Genomic DNA, 17,195 nt, shown 5'->3' with positions numbered 1-17,195 from the left:
CTGCGGCACAGGCGCCCTAGGGTGGATCGGATGGGCAATTCTCAAGCACGTCCGGCAGTCAGGTGGGCCAGGGGGACCCGTTATCTGAAGCAGGCAGTGGAAGGACTGTCTGCGGCGTTTGCTGCACAGCGCCTGCAGCTGGCGGCCAAGGCCGCCCTGGCCGCGGGTCTGGCCTTCCTCATCGCTCCGCTGATGCCGGGGGCGGCAGCCAACTACCCCTACTACGCTCCGCTGGGAGCGCTGGTGGCGATGTACCACAATGTGGCCGGCTCGGTGCGGCAAGGCCTCCAGGCACTGGCCGGGCTCACCGTGGGAATAAGCCTCGCCGTCATCCTGGTGAACATTGCGGATCCCTCGCCCCTGACGGTGGCGTTGTTCATGGGCATAGGCGTGCTGCTGGGCGGGTTGCCCGGCTTCGGCTCCGGCAGTGATTGGATTCCAACGGCGGCCCTGCTGGTCCTCCTGGTGGGAGGCAACAACGCCGACGACTTTTCCTATGGCTACCTGGTGCAGATGGGCTTCGGCGTTGGTGTTGGCATCGCGGTAAACTTCCTGGTCTTTCCCCCGCTGCACCTGAAGGCGGCGGCGGCCAGCCTTGGCGACCTCCGTCTTGCCCTCGGCGGGCAACTGACGGACATGGGCGCAGCATTGAAGGAAGAGTGGCCGCCCGAGCATGAGGATTGGTCGCGCCGCTCTGAGGAGCTGGCATCAGCCGCGCGCTCAGTCCGGCACCTCGTGAAGGAAGCGGACGCCAGCCGGCGCGCCAATCCCCGGCGCAGGTTCCACCCACGGGACATGGACCTCGACTATCGCAACCTTCGTCAGCTCGAGCGCGTGACATTCCACATCCAGGACATGACGGACGTGCTCTCCGACGTTATTTGGGAAAGCGATGCGCCGTACACCGTTCCGCTGCAGGACAATGAACCGCTTGCCGATGCCATCACCGCAACCGGAAGAATGCTCTGTTCAGTCGGCGACGCCGGCACACGCACGCAGGAGCAAGACAAACTTTTGGCGGCCGCTGCAGCGGCGGTGGAAGCCGCAATGGCGGCCACCGCCGCCCGGGAGCCGGAAGAGGGAGCTGTCCCGGCGTCCGAATCCATCCTCCTCAGCCTTCACCGGATCCTCCGTGCTGTCCGCCCAGGTGCCGAGGGACCGCCGTCGTAAGTACGAGGGCCTAGAGGGCGCTGACTGAGCCGCTGAAATGCCGGCGGCCGGAGCGTGGATTCCATGCGGCGAAGGCGGAACGTTCCCAGGTCCCGGCCGCGCCCTGAACGGTACTGATATCCAGCGCAACCCGGCAGGGAAGGAAGACCGGCGCCTCGAAGTCCACGTCCCATGAGAAGGAATCACCGCGGACAGCACCGACGTCGGCGAGCGCCCTGGCGGCAAGGTACATGCCGTGGGCGATCGAGCGTCTCATCCCGAGCGCTTTGGCTGACAGCACACTGAGGTGGATGGGGTTGAAGTCACCCGACACGGCCGCGTAGGCCCTGCCTGTATCGACGCCCAACTGCCAGAGCCCGGTGGGGTCAGGGGCCGCGAAGCCGGTCCGCGCCGATGCGGTTGAGGGTTTATCGATGCCGGGCAGGAACACACCCTTGGCAAGGTAGGTTGATGTCCCAAGCCAGGAAATGTTTGCCGTCCCTGCCAGGCGCACCTCGGTCACAAGGTCCACTTGGGTCCCTGCGCGGTGGCCGCGCAGGTTCTCGACGTGCGCCGTGATGTCGAGGGCGTCAGTGAAAAGCACCGGCGACCTTTGTTCCACCCTGTTCTGCAGGTGGATCATGCCCAGCAGCGGGAGCGGAAAGTCGTCCCGGTTCATGACGCTCATGGCGAGGGGGAACGCCAAGGCATGAATGAAGCCGGCGGGCAGGACATCGCTGGCAGTTTCGCCGATGAGGTGTTGGTACGCAGTGAGGTTCCCAACGTCCACCGCTACCCCGCGGACCTCGTGGCTCTCGACTGGAAGAACGGAGCCGTCATGGGTTCCAAGCAACCGCCGCCGGGCCGCCTGGGCTGCCGCATTCACGTACAGCTTCGACAGCGAGGGCATTTCCCCAAGGATCACCGGTTGTGTGGGCATCATGCCCCCATCACATACTGTCCGCAGACCCGCAGCACTTCACCGTTGATACCGCCGGCGGCGTCGCTGGCGAGGAAGGCGATGGTTTCGGCAACGTCGGTTGGCTGCCCGCCCTGCTGCAGCGAGTTCAGGCGGCGGCCCATCTCCCGCAGGACCAAGGGCACCCGCGCGGTCATCTCGGTTTCGATGAAGCCCGGCGCCACTGCGTTAATGCTTCCCCCGTGGGCAGCGAGCAGCGGGGCGGTGGCACGGACCATGCCCATCACTCCCCCCTTCGAGGCTGCGTAGTTTGTCTGCCCCCGGTTTCCTGCGATGCCGCTGGTGGAGGCAACGGAGATGATCCGTGGAGAAGTGCGGAAGTGTTCGGAAGCCAGGAGTGCCTCGTTGATCCGGAGCTGGGCTGCGATGTTGATGTTGATCACCGAATTCCAGCGGGCTTCGTCCATGTTGGCCAAGAGCTTGTCCCTGGTGATACCGGCGTTGTGGACCATGATGTCCAGCCGCCCGTGCCGCTGGACCGCGTGCTCAAGGATCCGTTGCCCGGCGTCGCTCCTGCTGATATCCAGCTGCAGCGCCGTCCCCCGCACCTCATTGGCCACCGCTGCCAATTGCTCGCCTGATGCCGGGATGTCCACCAGTACCAGGGTGGCGCCGTCCCGGTGCAGCGTCCTGGCAATTGCCGCACCGATACCGCGGGCCGCTCCGGTGACGACGGCGATCCTCCCCTTCAAGGGCTTCTCCAGGTCCTGGGCACTTTCGCCCGCCGTGGAGACCGTGAGGAACTGGCCATCTACAAAAGCCGAGCGGCCGGAAAGAAGGAACCGGACTGCCGCCATTGTGCCCGGACTCGTCGTCTGCACGTTCGGTGCCAGGAGAATGCCGTTTCCGGTGGCACCTGCCCGCAGTTCCTTGGCCAGGGAACGCAGGAACCCGTCCACCCCCTGGCGTGCGGCAGCTGCCGCCGGGGCGGTTGCGTCCGAGGCCGGCCGGGACACAGTAATGATGCGGCCGCCCGGAGCCAGGTCCCGGAGGGAGGCTGCCGCGGAGAGGATCGGCTTCCCCAGGTCTTCAGGCTGTGCCACTTCGTCCAGCACCAGGATGATGGCGCCGAGCTTCTCCCGCGGAACGGCGTGCCGCCGGACGTCAAGATCCCAGGACAACAGTTCGGCAGCCAGGCTGTCGGCACCGGCGGTGCCGCCCTGGACCAAGACGGGTCCGTTGATCAACGGGGTGCCGGGCTCGTACCGGCGCAGGACTGCGGGCTGGGGCAGGCCGAGCTTCCTGGCCACGTTCCTGCCCAGGCCCTGGTTTACCAGTTGTGCGTATTTGTCTGTCATCCGTACCCCTACAGCGATTCGAGAATTGCGACGACGCCCAGGCCGCCGGCTGCGCATACCGAGACGAGGCCCCGGGCGGGACGTCCCTCGGCGGCGGCCTTTTCATGCAGCATCTTGGCGAGTGAAGCAACAATGCGGCCGCCGGTGGCGGCGAACGGATGGCCGGCGGCAAGCGAGGACCCGTTGACGTTCAGCTTTGACCGGTCGACTTTGCCAAGGGCACCCTGCAAACCGAGCCGCGTCCGCCCGAATTCCTCGTCCTCCCAGGCGGCCAGCATGCTGAGGACAGTGGCCGCGAAGGCTTCGTGGATCTCGAAATAATCAAAGTCGTCCAGGGTGAGCCCGTGACGGGAGAGCAGCCTGGGCACGGCGAACACCGGCGCCATCAGCAGGCCGTCCTTGCCGTGTACAAAATCCACCGCTGCTGCTTCGGCGTCCACTACGGCGGCGAGCTTGGGCAGGTCGCGGGCATCGGCCCACTCTTCAGAGGAGAGCAGGACTGTGGAGGCGCCGTCGGTCAGCGGCGTCGAGTTCCCGGCAGTCATGGTGGCATCGGCACCCAGGTTCTTCCCGAAGACGGGTTTCAGGGTGGCCAGCTTGTCCAGGGAGGTATCCGGCCGCAGGTTGCCGTCCCGCGTCAGTCCGCGGTAAGGGGTGAGCAGGTCGTCAAAGAATCCGGAGTCGTAGGCGGCGGCGAGGTTCCGGTGGCTGCTCAGGGCGACGTCATCCTGCGCCTCGCGCGAGATCTTCCATTGTGCTGTGGTCAGCGCCTGGTGCTCCCCCATGGAAAGTCCCGTCCGGGGTTCGGACGTTCCGGGCGCCAACGGTGCCAGGTCCTTGGGCCGCAGACGGCTGAGGATCTGGAGCCGCTGTGGAAGGCTCTTTGCCCGGTTGAGGTCGAGGATTACCTCGCGGAGGCCCTCGCTGACCACCACGGGTGCGTCCGAGGCAGAATCCACTCCGCCGGCGATAGCCGATTCGATCTGGCCCAGCTTGATCTTGTTGGTCAGTCCCACCACAGTTTCCAGTCCTGTGGCGCACGCCTGCTGAAGATCGTAGGCGGGGGTCTCCGGGGAGAGGGCAGAACCGAGGACGGCCTCACGGGTGAGGTTGAAATCCCGTGAGTGCTTAAGCACCGCGCCGGCCGCCACTTCCCCGATGCGTTCGTCCTGCAGGCCAAAACGCGCGATCAACCCGTCCAGGGCAGCTGTCAGCATGTCCTGGTTCGACGACTTGGCATAGGCCCCGCCCGATCGCGCAAACGGGATTCGGTTGCCTCCGACAACAACTGCCCTGCGGTGCACGGAGGCGGAGGCTGCGGCGCGGATTCCGGCTGCGTCAGGTCCGGTGGTTGGCTGTCCGTCAATGGACATGGGTATCTCCTCGGGTCACGTTCGGTTACCGATACCCAGCGTACCTGATACGCTGGGTATCGTGAACATCCAGCAACCGCGTTCTGTCCCCGTCGCTGCTGCTGCGCCCGGAGACGGGCGCTCGTCACGCTGGCAGAGCCACCGGGAGGAACGGCGCAGGGAGCTGATCAAGTCAGCGCGCCGGGCGGTACACACCCTGGGAAGCGACGCCTCCATGGAGGACATTGCTGCCGCAGCAGGAACATCCAAGTCTGTTTTCTACCGCTACTTCGGGGACAAGGCCGGGCTCCAGCAGGCGGTGGGCGAAGTTGTCCTCAGTCAAATGCAGCGGCGGATCCAGGAGGCCGCGCAGAGCGCCGTCACCCCGCGCGAAGGCTTGCTGGCCATGGTTACCGCCTACCTGCAAATGGCCAGTACGAGCCCCAACGTCTACACCTTTGTGACACGGCATGCCGCCGCTGAGCCGGACACCCAGGATGCGGCCGCCGGATCCGCTGCCCTGGGACACTTCTTTGAGGCCATCGCCGACATGATTGCCATTCCTATGCGTTCCCACCTGGGCGATGGCAAGGAGGCCGTCATCGGCTACTGGCCCAAGGCGGCAATCGGACTGGTGCGGAATGCGGGTGAACAGTGGCTCAGTACACCGGACTCCGCAGCGAAACCCGGGCAGGAGGCGATGGCACGGCAGATCACGGCGTGGCTGTGCGTCGGGATCGCGCCCGAATTGCCCAGGCTCTCAGCCGCCGACGCCTGATCCCCTTTCTTAGCCCCAGCACCCCCAACCGACCTGTCAGCACCAACGAAGGACATTGACATGACTGAACTAGTGGACCGTCCCGCCGGAAGCCGGCAACGCCCCGCCACAGCGGCCGCCGCCGGCTCCGCAACAACGTCCGCACAGCCTGCCGTCGACGTCGACGCCTTGGGTGAACAGCTCCTCGGCAAGTGGGCCACTGCCCGGCTTCGGGCCAGGAGCCTCGCTGCCCAGCCGGAGCTGCACAAGATTGAAGGCCTGACGCACACTGAACACCGTGCCCGGGTGTTCGGGCAGTTGAAATACCTGGTGGAGAACGAGGCAGTGCACCGGGCATTCCCCGAGTCGCTGGGCGGCTCCGATGACCACGGCGGGAACATCGCCGGCTTTGAGGAGCTGGTGGTGGCGGACCCTTCGTTGCAGATCAAGGCGGGTGTCCAATGGGGGCTCTTCGGCTCCGCCGTGATGCACCTGGGCACCGACGAACACCACGCCAAGTGGCTTCCCGGCATCATGAACCTGGAAATCCCGGGCTGCTTCGCGATGACTGAGACCGGCCACGGCTCAGACGTGGCCAGCATCGCCACCACCGCCACCTATGACCCCTCGTCCGATGAATTCGTAGTGCACACGCCGTTCCGGGCGGCCTGGAAGGACTACATCGGTAACGCCGCCACGGACGGCCTTGGCGCGGTGGTGTTCGCCCAGCTGGTTACCCGGAGCGTCAATCACGGAGTACACGCGTTCTACGTGGACCTGAGGGACCCGACGACGAAGGAATTCCTGCCCGGCATCGGCGGCGAGGATGACGGCATCAAGGGTGGCCTCAACGGCATCGACAACGGCAGGCTGCACTTCACCCACGTCCGGATCCCGCGGACCAACCTGCTCAACCGCTACGGCGACGTGGACGCCGACGGACAGTACAACTCCCCCATCGCCAGCCCGGGCCGCCGTTTCTTCACGATGCTGGGTACCCTGGTGCAGGGCCGTGTGTCCCTCGACGGCGCGGCCGTGGCGGCATCCAAGGTGGCTTTGAAGGCGGCCATCCAGTACGCCACCGAACGCCGCCAGTTCAACGCCTCCTCCCACACCGAAGAGGAAGTGCTCCTCGACTACCAGCGCCACCAGAAGCGCCTGTTCACACGGCTGGCCACCACTTACGCTGCCAGTTTTGCCCACGAGCAGCTGCTGGAAAAGTTCGACGACGTGTTCTCCGGTGCCCACGATACTGACGAAGACCGCCAGGACCTCGAAACCCTCGCCGCCGCCCTGAAGCCGCTGAGCACCTGGCACGCACTGGACACCCTGCAGGAATGCCGCGAAGCCTGCGGCGGTGCCGGGTTCCTGATCGAGAACCGCTTCGCGTCACTGCGGGCCGACCTTGACGTCTACGCCACCTTTGAAGGCGATAACACGGTGCTGCTGCAGCTCGTCGCCAAACGGCTCCTGGCTGACTACGCCAAGGAATTCCGGAGCGTCGACTTCGGGGTGCTGGCGCGTTACGTCGTGGGCCAGGCGACCGGAACGGCCATTCACCGCACAGGCCTGCGCCAGGTGGCCCAGTTTATGGCTGACACCGGGTCCGTTCAGAAGGCAGCGATCGCCCTCCGCGACGAAGAGGGCCAGCGTGCGCTCCTCACCGACCGGGTGCAGACCATGGTGGCGGAGGCTGCAACAGCGCTCAAGGGAACGGGCCGGCTGTCGCAGGAGAAGGGGGCGGCCCTGTTCAACCGGCACCAGAATGAACTTATCGACGCCGCCCAGGCGCACGCCGAGCTGCTTCAGTGGGAGGCGTTCACGGACGCGCTCCGCGACGTCGCCGACCCCGGCACCAAGATCGTGCTGACCTGGCTGCGGGACCTGTTCGGACTTTCCCTGATCGAAAAGAACCTGTCCTGGTACCTCATGAACGGCCGCCTTTCCATGCAGCGGGGCCGCACGGTGGGCGAGTACATCAACCGGCTGCTCATGAAGCTCCGCCCGCATGCCGTGGACCTTGTGGACGCCTTCGGTTACAGCGAACAGCACGTACGGGCGAAAATCTCCACCGGCGCCGAAAAAGAGCGGCAGGACGAGGCGCGGGCCTACCTTAGAAGCCAGCGCGCCAGCGGCCACGCACCTGTGGACGAGAAGATGCTGCTCGCCCGCGCCGCCGCAGGGAAGCGCAACTGACCGTCACCTGAGGGCAGGAACGACGACGGCGCCGCTCCCCTTGCGAGGGGGCGGCGCCGTCGTCGTTCCTTTCGAGAAGCCGGTCAGCCCTGCGCCGGCAGCACCGAGCGGTACACCTCCAGGGTGGTTTCGGTGATGGATTCCCAGGAAAAGTGCTGTTCGGCGCGCAGCCGGCCGGCCTGACCCATGGCGCGGGCCCGTTCCGGGTCCGAGACCACCTCGGTGAGGGCGGCGGCGAATTCGGTGACGAACTTTTCCGGGTCAAGGGGCGTCCCGGTGCCGTCCGTCACCTGCTCCAGGTCCACGAGGAGTCCGGTCCGGCCGTGCTCCACCACCTCCGGAATACCGCCGGTGGCGCTGGCCACAACGGCTGCGCCGCAGGCCATTGCTTCGAGGTTCACGATGCCTAGCGGTTCGTAGATGGAGGGGCAGGCGAAGGCTGTGGCGTGGCTGAGCACCTGGATGAGCTCGTTACGGGGCAGCATGCGTTCAATGAGGACAACGCCGGTGCGCTCCCGCTGAAGCTCCTCGATCAGGCGGGCAGTCTCGGCGGCCAGCTCCGGAGTGTCGGCGGCGCCCAGGCAGAGGACCAGCTGGACATCGGCGGGCAGCTTGGCGGCAGCCCGCAGAAGGTAGGGAACCCCCTTCTGACGGGTGTTTCTCCCCACAAAGACGACACTGGGCTGGTCCGGATCAATACCCAGCGCTCGGACGGCGTCGCTGTTCTCGTCGCGGTTCCACAGCTCGACATCGATGCCGTTGTGGACCACCCGCACCTTTGCCGGGTCCACCTCGGGATAGCTGCGCAGGATGTCCTGCCGCATGCCCTCCGACACGGCGATGATGGCCGCGGCGGCCTCGTAGGCGGTCTTCTCCACCCAGGAGGACAGGGCGTAGCCCCCGCCGAGCTGCTCTGCCTTCCAGGGACGGAGCGGTTCGAGGCTGTGGGCGCTGAGAACATGCGGAATCCCGTGGAGCAGCGACGCGAGGTGGCCGGCCATGTTGGCGTACCAGGTATGCGAATGGACCAGGTCCGCGCCCTCGACGTCGGGGACGATCCGCAGGTCTACCCCGAGCGTCTGGACAGCGGCGTTGGCTGACCCCAGGTCCTCCGGCACCGAGTAGGAGGTCACCCCGGCGCCATGATAGTCGGCGTCGCGGGGAGCACCAAAAGCACGAACCTGCAGGTCAACGTGCTTACTAAGCACCCTGCTCAATTCGGCCACGTGGACCCCGGCGCCGCCGTAGATCTCGGGCGGGAACTCTTTAGTCACAATGTCTATTCGCACAAGCACCAAGGTAGTCCTTCACGCTTAACTGTTCTAGTGTGAAGGAGTCCGGGCATGCCGGACTGTCTTGGGGAGTTACGAAGGCGTACAGGAGCGACCAATTATGCCGTTGAACAAAAGAGTCCTGGCCATAGTCCTCGCGGGCGGCGAGGGAAACAGGCTTATGCCGCTGACGGCAGACCGGGCGAAGCCCGCGGTGCCCTTTGCGGGAAGCTACCGTCTGATCGACTTTGCCCTGTCCAACCTGGTGAATTCCCGCTACCTTCAGATCGTCGTACTCACCCAGTACAAGTCCCACAGCCTTGACCGCCACATCTCCGAAACCTGGCGGATGTCCACCCAGCTGGGCAATTACGTAGCCTCGGTCCCGGCGCAGCAGCGTGTGGGCAAGAGCTGGTTCCTCGGCAGCGCCAACGCGATCTACCAGTCCCTGAACCTTATCCACGACGCCAACCCGGACATCGTGGTGGTTGTTGGCGCGGACCACGTCTACCGCATGGACTTCGCCCAGATGGTGGCCCAGCACGTCCACAGCGGCGCCAAGGCAACGGTGGCCGCAGTGCGGCAGCCGCTGAACATGGCCGACCAGTTCGGCGTGATCGAAGTGGACCAGGACAATCCCCAGAAGATCGCCGCCTTCGTGGAAAAGCCCGCCACCACCCCCGGGCTCGCGGCCGACCCCTCGCAGTTCCTTGCCTCCATGGGAAACTACGTCTTCGACGCCGACGCTTTGGTTGCGGCGCTGCACGTGGACGCCGAGCGGCTCGACACCAAGCACGACATGGGCGGCGACATCATCCCCTACTTCGTCAACCAGGGCGAAGCGGACGTCTACGACTTCACCCTCAACGACATCCCCGGCTCCACCGAGCGGGACCGCACATACTGGCGCGACGTCGGCACCATCGACTCCTTCTACGACGCCCACATGGACCTCATCTCCCCGCTGCCGGTCTTCAACCTGTACAACTCCGAATGGCCCATCTATACCCGGCAAAGCATCTCCCCGCCGGCCAAGTTCGTCCGGGGCCAGAACAACACGGTGGGCACCGCCTTGGACTCCATCGTGTCCAGCGGTGTGGTGATCTCCGGTGGTGTGGTGGAAGGCTCCGTCCTCTCCAACGATGTCTACGTGGCCACCAGCAGCCGGGTCATCGATTCCGTCCTGATGGACAAAGTGCAGATCGGCGAGGGCGCCGTCATCAATCGGGCCATCATCGACAAGAACGTCAAGGTGCCGGCGGGAGCCGCGATTGGGCTGGACCCGGACCTGGACCGCGCCCGCGGCTTCAAAGTCACCGATTCCGGGATTACTGTGCTGTCCAAGGGCCAGGAAGTCCCCGAGCCCGGCGAAGAAGAGCGCAAGCTCGCGGCCGCCAACCTGCACCTTGTGCCGAACGCCGTCAAGGCCGCAGCCGCGCAGTACCCTGACGTCCGCGAGTCCGTTGACAAGGTTGCCAAGACGCACGCCGCGGCAGCGGCGGAAATGGCGCCCGGCGCGAGCATTTCCTGATTGCTTGCAGGGAGCGCTCCTGCCGGGCGCTCCCCCGCTGCCGGCCCTGTTGATGGTGGGGCCGGCAGGCAATCCCAGCCTGTAAAATTGGCCTAATGAGCTCCCCCGATCTGACGCCTGAGGAAATCCAAGCCTGCCTCAAGGTCCTCAACACGATCCACGCCTACGACGAGGAGCATCCGGACTACGTTTCGGTGCGCCGTGCCACCGGCAAGATGTTCAAGGCTGTCAAGCGGCACCGCCGCGTCACCAAGCGGGACCTGATCTCCGAGGCCGACCGGGCAGTGCTCGCCCAGACGGCCACCGCAGCCCCGGACCGGATCGACGACGAAACCCGCGGAAACAAGCTGGCTCCCTCCGCCACTGGCAAGGTGGCCGGCCACCTCATCCGGTCCCGCCCCTGCTACATCTGCAAGCAGCACTACACCCAGGTGGACGCCTTCTACCACCAGCTCTGCCCCGAGTGCGCTGCATTCAACCACGGCAAGCGCGACGCCCGCACCGACCTGACGGGCCGGCGCGCCCTGCTCACCGGCGGACGCGCCAAGATCGGCATGTACATAGCGCTCCGGCTGCTCCGCGACGGCGCTCACACCACCATCACCACACGGTTCCCCAAGGACGCCGCCCGCCGCTTTGCCGCCATGGAGGACAGCGGCGAGTGGCTTCACCGGCTCCGCATCGTGGGCATCGACCTGCGCGACCCCGCCCAGGTGATGGCCCTGACGGACTCGCTCAACGAGGCCGGCCCGCTGGACATCATCATCAACAACGCAGCCCAGACGGTGCGCCGGTCCGGCAACGCCTACAAGCCACTGGTGGACGCGGAGGACGAACCGCTTCCCGCCGCCCTCGAGCAGGCCAACGGTGGCCCCGAGCTTGTGACCTTCGGCCACGCCCACGACAAACACCCGCTGACCCTGGCCAGCAGCGTCACCGAGCATCCGGTCCTCGCCGGTGACGCCATCACCTCACTGGCGCTCTCCACCGGTTCCGCTTCCCTGGAGCGCATCGCCTCGGGAACGGCGATCGACGCCGGCGGGCTGGTTCCGGACCTGGCCACCATCAACAGCTGGACGCAGGTAGTGGACGAGGTGGACCCGCTGGAAATGCTTGAGGTCCAGCTCTGCAACGTCACGGCCCCGTTCCTGCTGGTCAGCCGGCTCCGCCCGGCCATGAAACAGTCCACTGCGGCCCGGAAGTACATCGTCAACGTCTCCGCCATGGAGGGCCAGTTCTCACGCGCCTACAAGGGCCCCGGCCACCCGCACACCAACATGGCCAAAGCGGCGCTGAACATGATGACCCGCACCAGCGCCCAGGAAATGCTGGACACCGACGGCATCCTGATGACCGCCGTGGACACGGGCTGGATCACCGACGAACGTCCCCACTTCACCAAGGTCCGGCTTATGGAGGAAGGCTTCCACGCACCCCTGGACCTGGTGGACGGGGCCGCGCGGGTCTACGACCCCATCGTGATGGGCGAGCACGGCGAGGACCAGTACGGGGTGTTCCTCAAGGACTACAAGCCAAGCCCCTGGTAGGCGTAAGCTCGGCGGCATGAGCCGCGAGACCTCCCCCGACGTACAGAATCTGGAACACCACGAGTGCTGGGCCATGTTGCGGACGGTGTCCGTGGGCAGGCTTGCGGTCCTGGCGGACGGACGGCCCGACATCTTCCCCATCAACTACACGGTGGACGGAGGGACGCTGATTTTCCGCTCCGGCGAAGGCACAAAGCTGGCCGCAGCGTCGGAAGGAGCCGCCGTGGCGTTGGAGGCCGACGGCGTGGATCCGGACACCGGGCTCGCCTGGAGCGTTGTGGTTAAGGGTGCTGCCGACGTCATCACCGGGAATGAGCACATTATGGAGACCATGCAGCTGTACCTGTTTCCCTGGCAGGCCGGGAAGAAGGACGCGTTCGTGCGCATCACTCCGGACAGCATTACCGGCCGGCGTTTCAGGGTAACCGAGCCCGTCACCTGGTGGACCCAGCTCAGCGGCGCCGCAAAGGCATCGCCCGAGTAGGCGCGGGCGCCACATCAAGCAGGTCCGCAGGGCACCGGTTCAGGCGCCCTGCGTACGGTCAGGCCAGTTGGGTGATCTCCACGCTGACGTTCAATGCGGACCCGCCGCCACCGGACAGGATGCCTTTGAGCGGGGACACGTCACGGTAGTCCCTCCCCCGGGCCACGGTGACGTGGAAGTCACCGGCCGGCTTGTGGTTGGTGGGATCCCAGCTCCGCCAGTCGCCGTCCCAGAACTCCAGCCAGGCGTGCGACTGCCCGGCCACCGTCTCCCCAATGCCCGCGCTGGAACGGGGGTGCAAATAACCTGAGACGTACCGGGCAGGAATGCCGCAGCTCCGCAGTGCACCGATGGCAAGGTGCGCGAGGTCCTGGCAGACGCCCTGGCGCTGGCCCCAGGCCTCCTCGGCGTTGGTGGTGACGGCCGTGGAACCGGACATGTAGGTCATCTCGCCGCGCATCCATTCGAAAACGGCCATGGCTGCGTCATGCGGGTTTTTGTCCGCCACCACGCCGGGGATGATGCCCAGGACCTCGTCGCCGGGACCGCTCAGCCTGGACTGGGGAAGCCAGTCGCTGAACGTGTTGAGTGTCTCGGGTGCGGCGAGGACGTCCCAGCCCACGATGTCCGACTCGGAGGGGATCTTCTCCGCGCGGTGCACTTCTACCGTGATGTTGGAGAGCACTTCGAGGTGCTCGTGCGGCATCTGCATGTCGAAGGCCGTGACCCTGGTCCCCCAGTAGTCGCGGTAGGTGCTCACTGCGGCCTGCGACGGCGAGACCTTGACCACCGATTCCAGCACCACCTGCTGGGAATCCGTCAGGGGTGTCATCCGCGCCTCGTTGTAGGACAGCGTGACCCGCTTGTTGTACTTGTACGCGGTCTTGTGAACGATGCTCAGCCGGGTCATGAAACTTCTCCCACCCAGGCCAGTTCATCCGCCTGATTGAAGTACTTACGGGAAATGGCATCGGAAGCCTGGGACACTGCCTTCTGCACGCGTTCCATGTGTTCGGGCAGCTCGGACATCAGGTCGTCCGTGCGGTGGAACTCAAGGAACGTGCGGGCCTGGCCCACGATCCGGCGGGCGTCGTTGATGAAGCCCACGCGCTGGGCGGAGGGATCCAGTTTTGCGAGGCACTCGTCGGCATCTCGCAGCGCGTACACAATGGACCGCGGGAACAGCCGGTCCAGGAGCAGGAACTCGGCGGCGTGCTGGTCGCCGAAGGCGGCCCGGCGGGTGCGCAGGAAGGATTCGTAGGCGCCGGCGCACCTGAGCATGTTGACCCAGGACATGCCTGCGGACAGGACGTCGCGGGTGGACAGCATACGGGCAGTCATGTCGGCGCGCTCCAGGGAGCGTCCCAGCACAAGGAACAGCCAGCTTTCGTCATGGCTCACCGTGGTGTCCGCCAGGCCGCTCACCATGGCTGTGCGTTCCAGCGTCCAGTTGCAGAACCGGTAGGTGCCCACCACGTCCTTGCGGTGCTGGCTCAGCCCGTAGTAGGTGGTGTTGAGACTCTCCCACAGGCCGGAGGACACCGTTTCGCGGGCGCGGCGGGCGTTTTCACGTGCCGCTCCCAGGGAGCCGGCGATGGAGGTGGCGCTGGTTTTGTCGTATGCCAGGGCATGGAGCAGTTCCGGCAGGCCGAAGTCCTCGCTCTGCGGGCGGGCTCCCATAACCGCCAGGAGTTCCTGAGCTACGCTTTTTCGTTCGTCCATGGGCAGGTGGTTCAACCGCTCCAGGTGCACATCGAGGATGCGCGCCGTGCCATCGGCCCGCTCCACATAACGGCCGATCCAGAAAAGGGACTCGGCAATACGGCTAAGCATTCGCGGCTACCTCCTGCGGGCCCGACACTGGAAAAAAAGTCACTCGTTGAATCAGCACCCGGTTCACTGCTGCTGCTCCGACTGGCGGTCGCGCCAGTTGCTCTCCACGGGCCACACGGACACCCGTTCGCGTACCGAAATGGACGGCCGGGGCAGGGTTTCCACCGGCACCTGGGGCGAATCGGCAAGAACCCAGGTGTCCTTGGATCCGCCGCCCTGGCTGGAGTTCACGATCAGCGAGCCTTCCTTGAGTGCCACGCGGGTGAGGCCGCCGGGCAGCACCCAGACGTTGTCGCCGTCGTTCACTGCGAAGGGCCGCAGGTCCACGTGGCGGGGGCCGAACTTGTCCCCGCCCAGCGTGGGCACGGTGGAGAGCTGCAGCACCGGCTGTGCGATCCAGCCGCGGGGGTCGGCGATGACCCGCTGGCGGAGGGCGTCGAGTTCGTCCTTGGAGGCGTCCGGGCCGATAACCAGGCCCTTGCCGCCGGAGCCGTCCACCGGCTTGACCACAAGCTCTGACAGGTTGTCCAGGGTGTACTCGCGGGCTTCCTTCTCCTCAAGACGGAAGGTGTCCACGTTCGCGATGATGGGTTCCTCATTGAGGTAGTAGCGGATGAGGTCAGGGACGTAACTGTAGACCAGTTTGTCATCCGCAACGCCGTTGCCCACTGCGTTGGCGATGGTCACGCCGCCTGCGCGGGCGGCGTTGACGAGTCCCGGGCAGCCGAGCATGGAGTCGGCCCGGAACTGCAGGGGGTCCAGGAAGTCGTCGTCGATCCGTTTGTAGATGACGTCTACCCGCTGCTCGCCGGCGGTGGTGCGCATGTAGACGCGGTTTCCGCGGCAGATGAGGTCGCGGCCCTCCACGAGTTCCACACCCATCAGGCCGGCGAGCAGGGTGTGCTCGAAGTAGGCGCTGTTGAACACACCGGGCGTCAGGACTACGACGGTGGGGTCGTCCACGCCGGCGGGCGCGGTTTTGCGAAGGGCCGAGAGGAGCCGGCGGGGGTACTCCTCCACCGGGCGGATGAGCTGCTGGCCAAACGCTTCGGGCAGGCCTTTGGCCATGGCGCGCCGGTTCTCCAGGACGTAGCTCACGCCGGACGGTACGCGCACGTTGTCCTCGAGGACACGGAAAGTTCCTGCTGCATCCCGGACGACGTCGATGCCCGAGATGTGCACCCGGACGCCGCCGGCTGGCTCAAAACCGTGAACCTGGCGGTGGAAGTGCGCGCTGGTGGTCACCAGCTGCCGGGGGATCACGCCGTCGGACACCACGTTCATCTTGTCGTAGACGTCATTGAGGAAGGCCTCAAGCGCGTGTACGCGCTGGGCGACCCCGCGTTCCAGCACGTCCCATTCCGCTGCGGGAATGACCCGGGGAACGATATCGAGCGGGAAGGGGCGCTCCTCGCCGGCGAAGTCGAAGGTGACACCACGGTCCAGGAACGTGCGCGCCATCGAGTCGGCACGGGCGCTCACATCGGCAAGGGAGAGCTTGCGAAGGGCGTCCGCCACCTGTTCATAAGAGCCCCGGGCCTGCTGCCCGGGGGCGAACATCTCGTCGTAGGCTCCGGTGCGGCCGGCGGCCACGGAGTAATCCTGGAATAGGTCTGACATGTTCAATAGCCAACCATCTTTTTGTTTCGAATTCATTACTGCCATCCATTGTGGCGTGTTGGTGGAGGTGGTCCGGTTCGTGCATCCCGTGTCATTTCCGGCACAGTAGGTGAGTGCCAGTCCGCAGAAGCTTCCCCTCCCCCGGTCCGGGCATTCCCGGAGGCACTGACCGGCTGCTTCCGGGCCTGGCCACGGCAGCTGTTGCACTCGCCGGCGCCTTCCTGGTCCACTGGCTCGTTCCCGTGCTCCCGGCCATGACTTTGGCCGTGGTCCTGGGCGTCCTGGCGGCCAACCTGCCGGTGACGGGAGTCTGGACTGCCGGCAGGGCCCGCCCGGGGCTGGACTTCGCGGGAAAGCACCTGATGCGCGGCGGCATTGTCCTGCTGGGCCTGAAGGTGAGTGTTATGGACATTTTGGGACTGGGCTGGCTTGCCCTGGTGCTGATCGCGGCGGTGGTGGCCGCGAGCTTCGGCGGAACCTACCTGATCTCCCGGCTGTTCAGGCTTCCGCCGGTGACGTCGCTCCTGGTGGCTACAGGGTTTTCGATCTGCGGCGCTTCCGCCATCGGTGCGATGGCCGCCGTCCGCCGCATCAGGCACGTGGACACCGTCCTGCCGGTGGCGCTGGTGACGCTCTGTGGGACCCTGGCGATCGGGCTCATGCCGCTCCTGGTGCATCCCCTGCAGCTCAGCGCGCCGGTTTTTGGCGCATGGATTGGCGCCTCGGTGCACGACGTCGGCCAGGTGGTGGCCACGGCGCAAACCGCCGGGACCGCGGCACTCGGCATCGCCGTCGTCGTCAAGCTCACGCGGGTGCTGCTGCTGGCACCCGTCGCGGCGATCGCGGGCGCCCACCAGCGCCTGACAGCGAAACCCTCCCCGCGCATGGGCGCCGGGCACGCGAAGCTGCCGCCGGTGGTGCCCCTGTTTGTCCTGGGCTTCGTCGCCATGGTGGGCCTCCGCTCCACCGGCTGGCTTCCGGCAGGATGGCTGGAAGCGGGCGCAGCGCTGCAGGACATTCTGCTGGGCGCCGCACTGTTCGGTTTGGGCTCCGCTGTTCGGATCCGGCTGCTCCTTCACACGGGCGGGCGTGCGCTCCTGGCAGCGCTGGCCTCCTGGCTCCTGATTGCCCTGCTGGGACTGGCGGCCGCCGTGCTGATCGCCGGGTGATTGTTAAGA

At 66.0% G+C, this 17,195-nt stretch carries 14 protein-coding genes; 7 read left to right on the top strand and 7 right to left on the bottom strand.

Translation table 11 applies throughout. The annotated features are described in order from the left end of the window. The first annotated feature begins 30 nt into the window (after positions 1-30). A complete protein-coding gene (locus tag M1E07_RS10745; protein WP_461190183.1) occupies positions 31-1,170 on the top strand; it encodes an FUSC family protein in 1,140 nt (379 codons plus the stop codon). 10 nt (positions 1,171-1,180) lie between these two features. On the opposite strand, the gene M1E07_RS10740 is transcribed toward M1E07_RS10745, so the two are convergent. From M1E07_RS10740 to M1E07_RS10730, 3 genes are read right to left on the bottom strand one after another with little or no spacing between them, the layout of a single operon-like run. Beyond that, the gene (locus tag M1E07_RS10740; RefSeq protein ID WP_461190182.1) at positions 1,181-2,092 is read right to left on the bottom strand and encodes a MaoC family dehydratase; all 912 of its coding nucleotides are present in this window, start codon (positions 2,090-2,092) and stop codon (positions 1,181-1,183) included. After that, entirely contained in the window at positions 2,089-3,426 is a 1,338-nt protein-coding gene (locus tag M1E07_RS10735) for a 3-oxoacyl-ACP reductase (RefSeq protein ID WP_461190181.1), read from the bottom strand. The genes M1E07_RS10740 and M1E07_RS10735 overlap by 4 nt, the downstream gene beginning before the upstream one ends. Positions 3,427-3,434: 8 nt before the next feature. After that, entirely contained in the window at positions 3,435-4,799 is a 1,365-nt protein-coding gene (locus M1E07_RS10730; protein WP_461190180.1) for an acetyl-CoA C-acetyltransferase, read from the bottom strand. Positions 4,800-4,860: 61 nt separating this feature from the next. On the opposite strand from M1E07_RS10730, the gene M1E07_RS10725 reads away from it, so the two are divergent. Both M1E07_RS10725 and M1E07_RS10720 read left to right on the top strand, forming a co-directional pair. Then, positions 4,861-5,556, top strand: a complete 696-nt coding sequence (locus tag M1E07_RS10725) for a TetR/AcrR family transcriptional regulator (RefSeq protein WP_461190179.1) — start codon at positions 4,861-4,863, stop codon at positions 5,554-5,556. Positions 5,557-5,616: 60 nt separating this feature from the next. Next, positions 5,617-7,731 (top strand): acyl-CoA dehydrogenase family protein, encoded by a 2,115-nt coding sequence (locus M1E07_RS10720; protein ID WP_461190178.1) that lies wholly within the window; start codon positions 5,617-5,619, stop codon positions 7,729-7,731. Positions 7,732-7,814: 83 nt separating this feature from the next. Here M1E07_RS10720 and glgA read toward each other — a convergent pair whose 3' ends face one another. Then, positions 7,815-9,020: a glycogen synthase gene (gene glgA, locus M1E07_RS10715; RefSeq protein ID WP_461190378.1), complete on the bottom strand. Its 1,206-nt coding sequence runs from the start codon at positions 9,018-9,020 to the stop codon at positions 7,815-7,817. A gap of 103 nt (positions 9,021-9,123) precedes the next feature. Here glgA and glgC point away from each other — a divergent pair, with 103 nt between their 5' ends. The 3 genes from glgC to M1E07_RS10700 all read left to right on the top strand — a co-directional run bounded on the left by glgC (position 9,124) and on the right by M1E07_RS10700 (position 12,564). Next, complete coding sequence (glgC, locus tag M1E07_RS10710) at positions 9,124-10,533, top strand: glucose-1-phosphate adenylyltransferase (protein WP_461190177.1); 1,410 nt, start codon at positions 9,124-9,126, stop codon at positions 10,531-10,533. 95 nt (positions 10,534-10,628) lie between these two features. Next, a complete protein-coding gene (locus tag M1E07_RS10705; RefSeq protein WP_461190176.1) occupies positions 10,629-12,080 on the top strand; it encodes an SDR family NAD(P)-dependent oxidoreductase in 1,452 nt (483 codons plus the stop codon). Between the two features lie 16 nt (positions 12,081-12,096). After that, the gene (locus M1E07_RS10700; RefSeq protein ID WP_461190175.1) at positions 12,097-12,564 is read left to right on the top strand and encodes a pyridoxamine 5'-phosphate oxidase family protein; all 468 of its coding nucleotides are present in this window, start codon (positions 12,097-12,099) and stop codon (positions 12,562-12,564) included. 58 nt (positions 12,565-12,622) lie between these two features. Here the strand turns inward: M1E07_RS10700 and M1E07_RS10695 are convergent, their stop codons facing one another. The 3 genes from M1E07_RS10695 to M1E07_RS10685 form a co-directional block, all read right to left on the bottom strand. Next, positions 12,623-13,474, bottom strand: coding sequence for a transglutaminase family protein (locus tag M1E07_RS10695; protein WP_461190174.1), 852 nt, complete (start codon positions 13,472-13,474; stop codon positions 12,623-12,625). Then, positions 13,471-14,397, bottom strand: a complete 927-nt coding sequence (locus M1E07_RS10690) for an alpha-E domain-containing protein (protein ID WP_102975536.1) — start codon at positions 14,395-14,397, stop codon at positions 13,471-13,473. Before M1E07_RS10690 ends, M1E07_RS10695 begins: the two co-directional genes overlap by 4 nt. A 63-nt stretch (positions 14,398-14,460) precedes the next feature. Beyond that, entirely contained in the window at positions 14,461-16,017 is a 1,557-nt protein-coding gene (locus tag M1E07_RS10685) for a circularly permuted type 2 ATP-grasp protein (RefSeq protein WP_461190173.1), read from the bottom strand. A gap of 113 nt (positions 16,018-16,130) precedes the next feature. On the opposite strand from M1E07_RS10685, the gene M1E07_RS10680 reads away from it, so the two are divergent. After that, positions 16,131-17,186 carry a YeiH family protein gene (locus tag M1E07_RS10680; protein WP_461190172.1) on the top strand — a complete coding sequence of 352 codons (1,056 nt, stop codon included), beginning with the start codon at positions 16,131-16,133 and terminating at the stop codon, positions 17,184-17,186. The last annotated feature ends 9 nt before the right edge of the window (positions 17,187-17,195 follow it).

The sequence above is a fragment of the Arthrobacter sp. Z4-13 genome, from assembly GCF_054792705.1.
The sequence above is the reverse complement of the archived record's forward strand: the minus strand, read 5'-3'. Positions and strand labels throughout refer to the sequence as shown.

What these genes read in the sequence shown, in the direction of transcription:
- M1E07_RS10705 (WP_461190176.1), top strand. Translation starts at nt 10,629, where the DNA reads ATGAGCTCCCCCGATCTGACGCCTGAGGAAATCCAAGCCTGCCTCAAG.
- M1E07_RS10730 (WP_461190180.1), bottom strand. Translation starts at nt 4,799, where the DNA reads ATGTCCATTGACGGACAGCCAACCACCGGACCTGACGCAGCCGGAATC.
- M1E07_RS10720 (WP_461190178.1), top strand. Translation starts at nt 5,617, where the DNA reads ATGACTGAACTAGTGGACCGTCCCGCCGGAAGCCGGCAACGCCCCGCC.
- M1E07_RS10735 (WP_461190181.1), bottom strand. Translation starts at nt 3,426, where the DNA reads ATGACAGACAAATACGCACAACTGGTAAACCAGGGCCTGGGCAGGAAC.
- M1E07_RS10695 (WP_461190174.1), bottom strand. Translation starts at nt 13,474, where the DNA reads ATGACCCGGCTGAGCATCGTTCACAAGACCGCGTACAAGTACAACAAG.
- M1E07_RS10700 (WP_461190175.1), top strand. Translation starts at nt 12,097, where the DNA reads ATGAGCCGCGAGACCTCCCCCGACGTACAGAATCTGGAACACCACGAG.
- M1E07_RS10690 (WP_102975536.1), bottom strand. Translation starts at nt 14,397, where the DNA reads ATGCTTAGCCGTATTGCCGAGTCCCTTTTCTGGATCGGCCGTTATGTG.
- M1E07_RS10740 (WP_461190182.1), bottom strand. Translation starts at nt 2,092, where the DNA reads ATGATGCCCACACAACCGGTGATCCTTGGGGAAATGCCCTCGCTGTCG.
- glgC (WP_461190177.1), top strand. Translation starts at nt 9,124, where the DNA reads ATGCCGTTGAACAAAAGAGTCCTGGCCATAGTCCTCGCGGGCGGCGAG.
- M1E07_RS10745 (WP_461190183.1), top strand. Translation starts at nt 31, where the DNA reads ATGGGCAATTCTCAAGCACGTCCGGCAGTCAGGTGGGCCAGGGGGACC.
- M1E07_RS10685 (WP_461190173.1), bottom strand. Translation starts at nt 16,017, where the DNA reads ATGTCAGACCTATTCCAGGATTACTCCGTGGCCGCCGGCCGCACCGGA.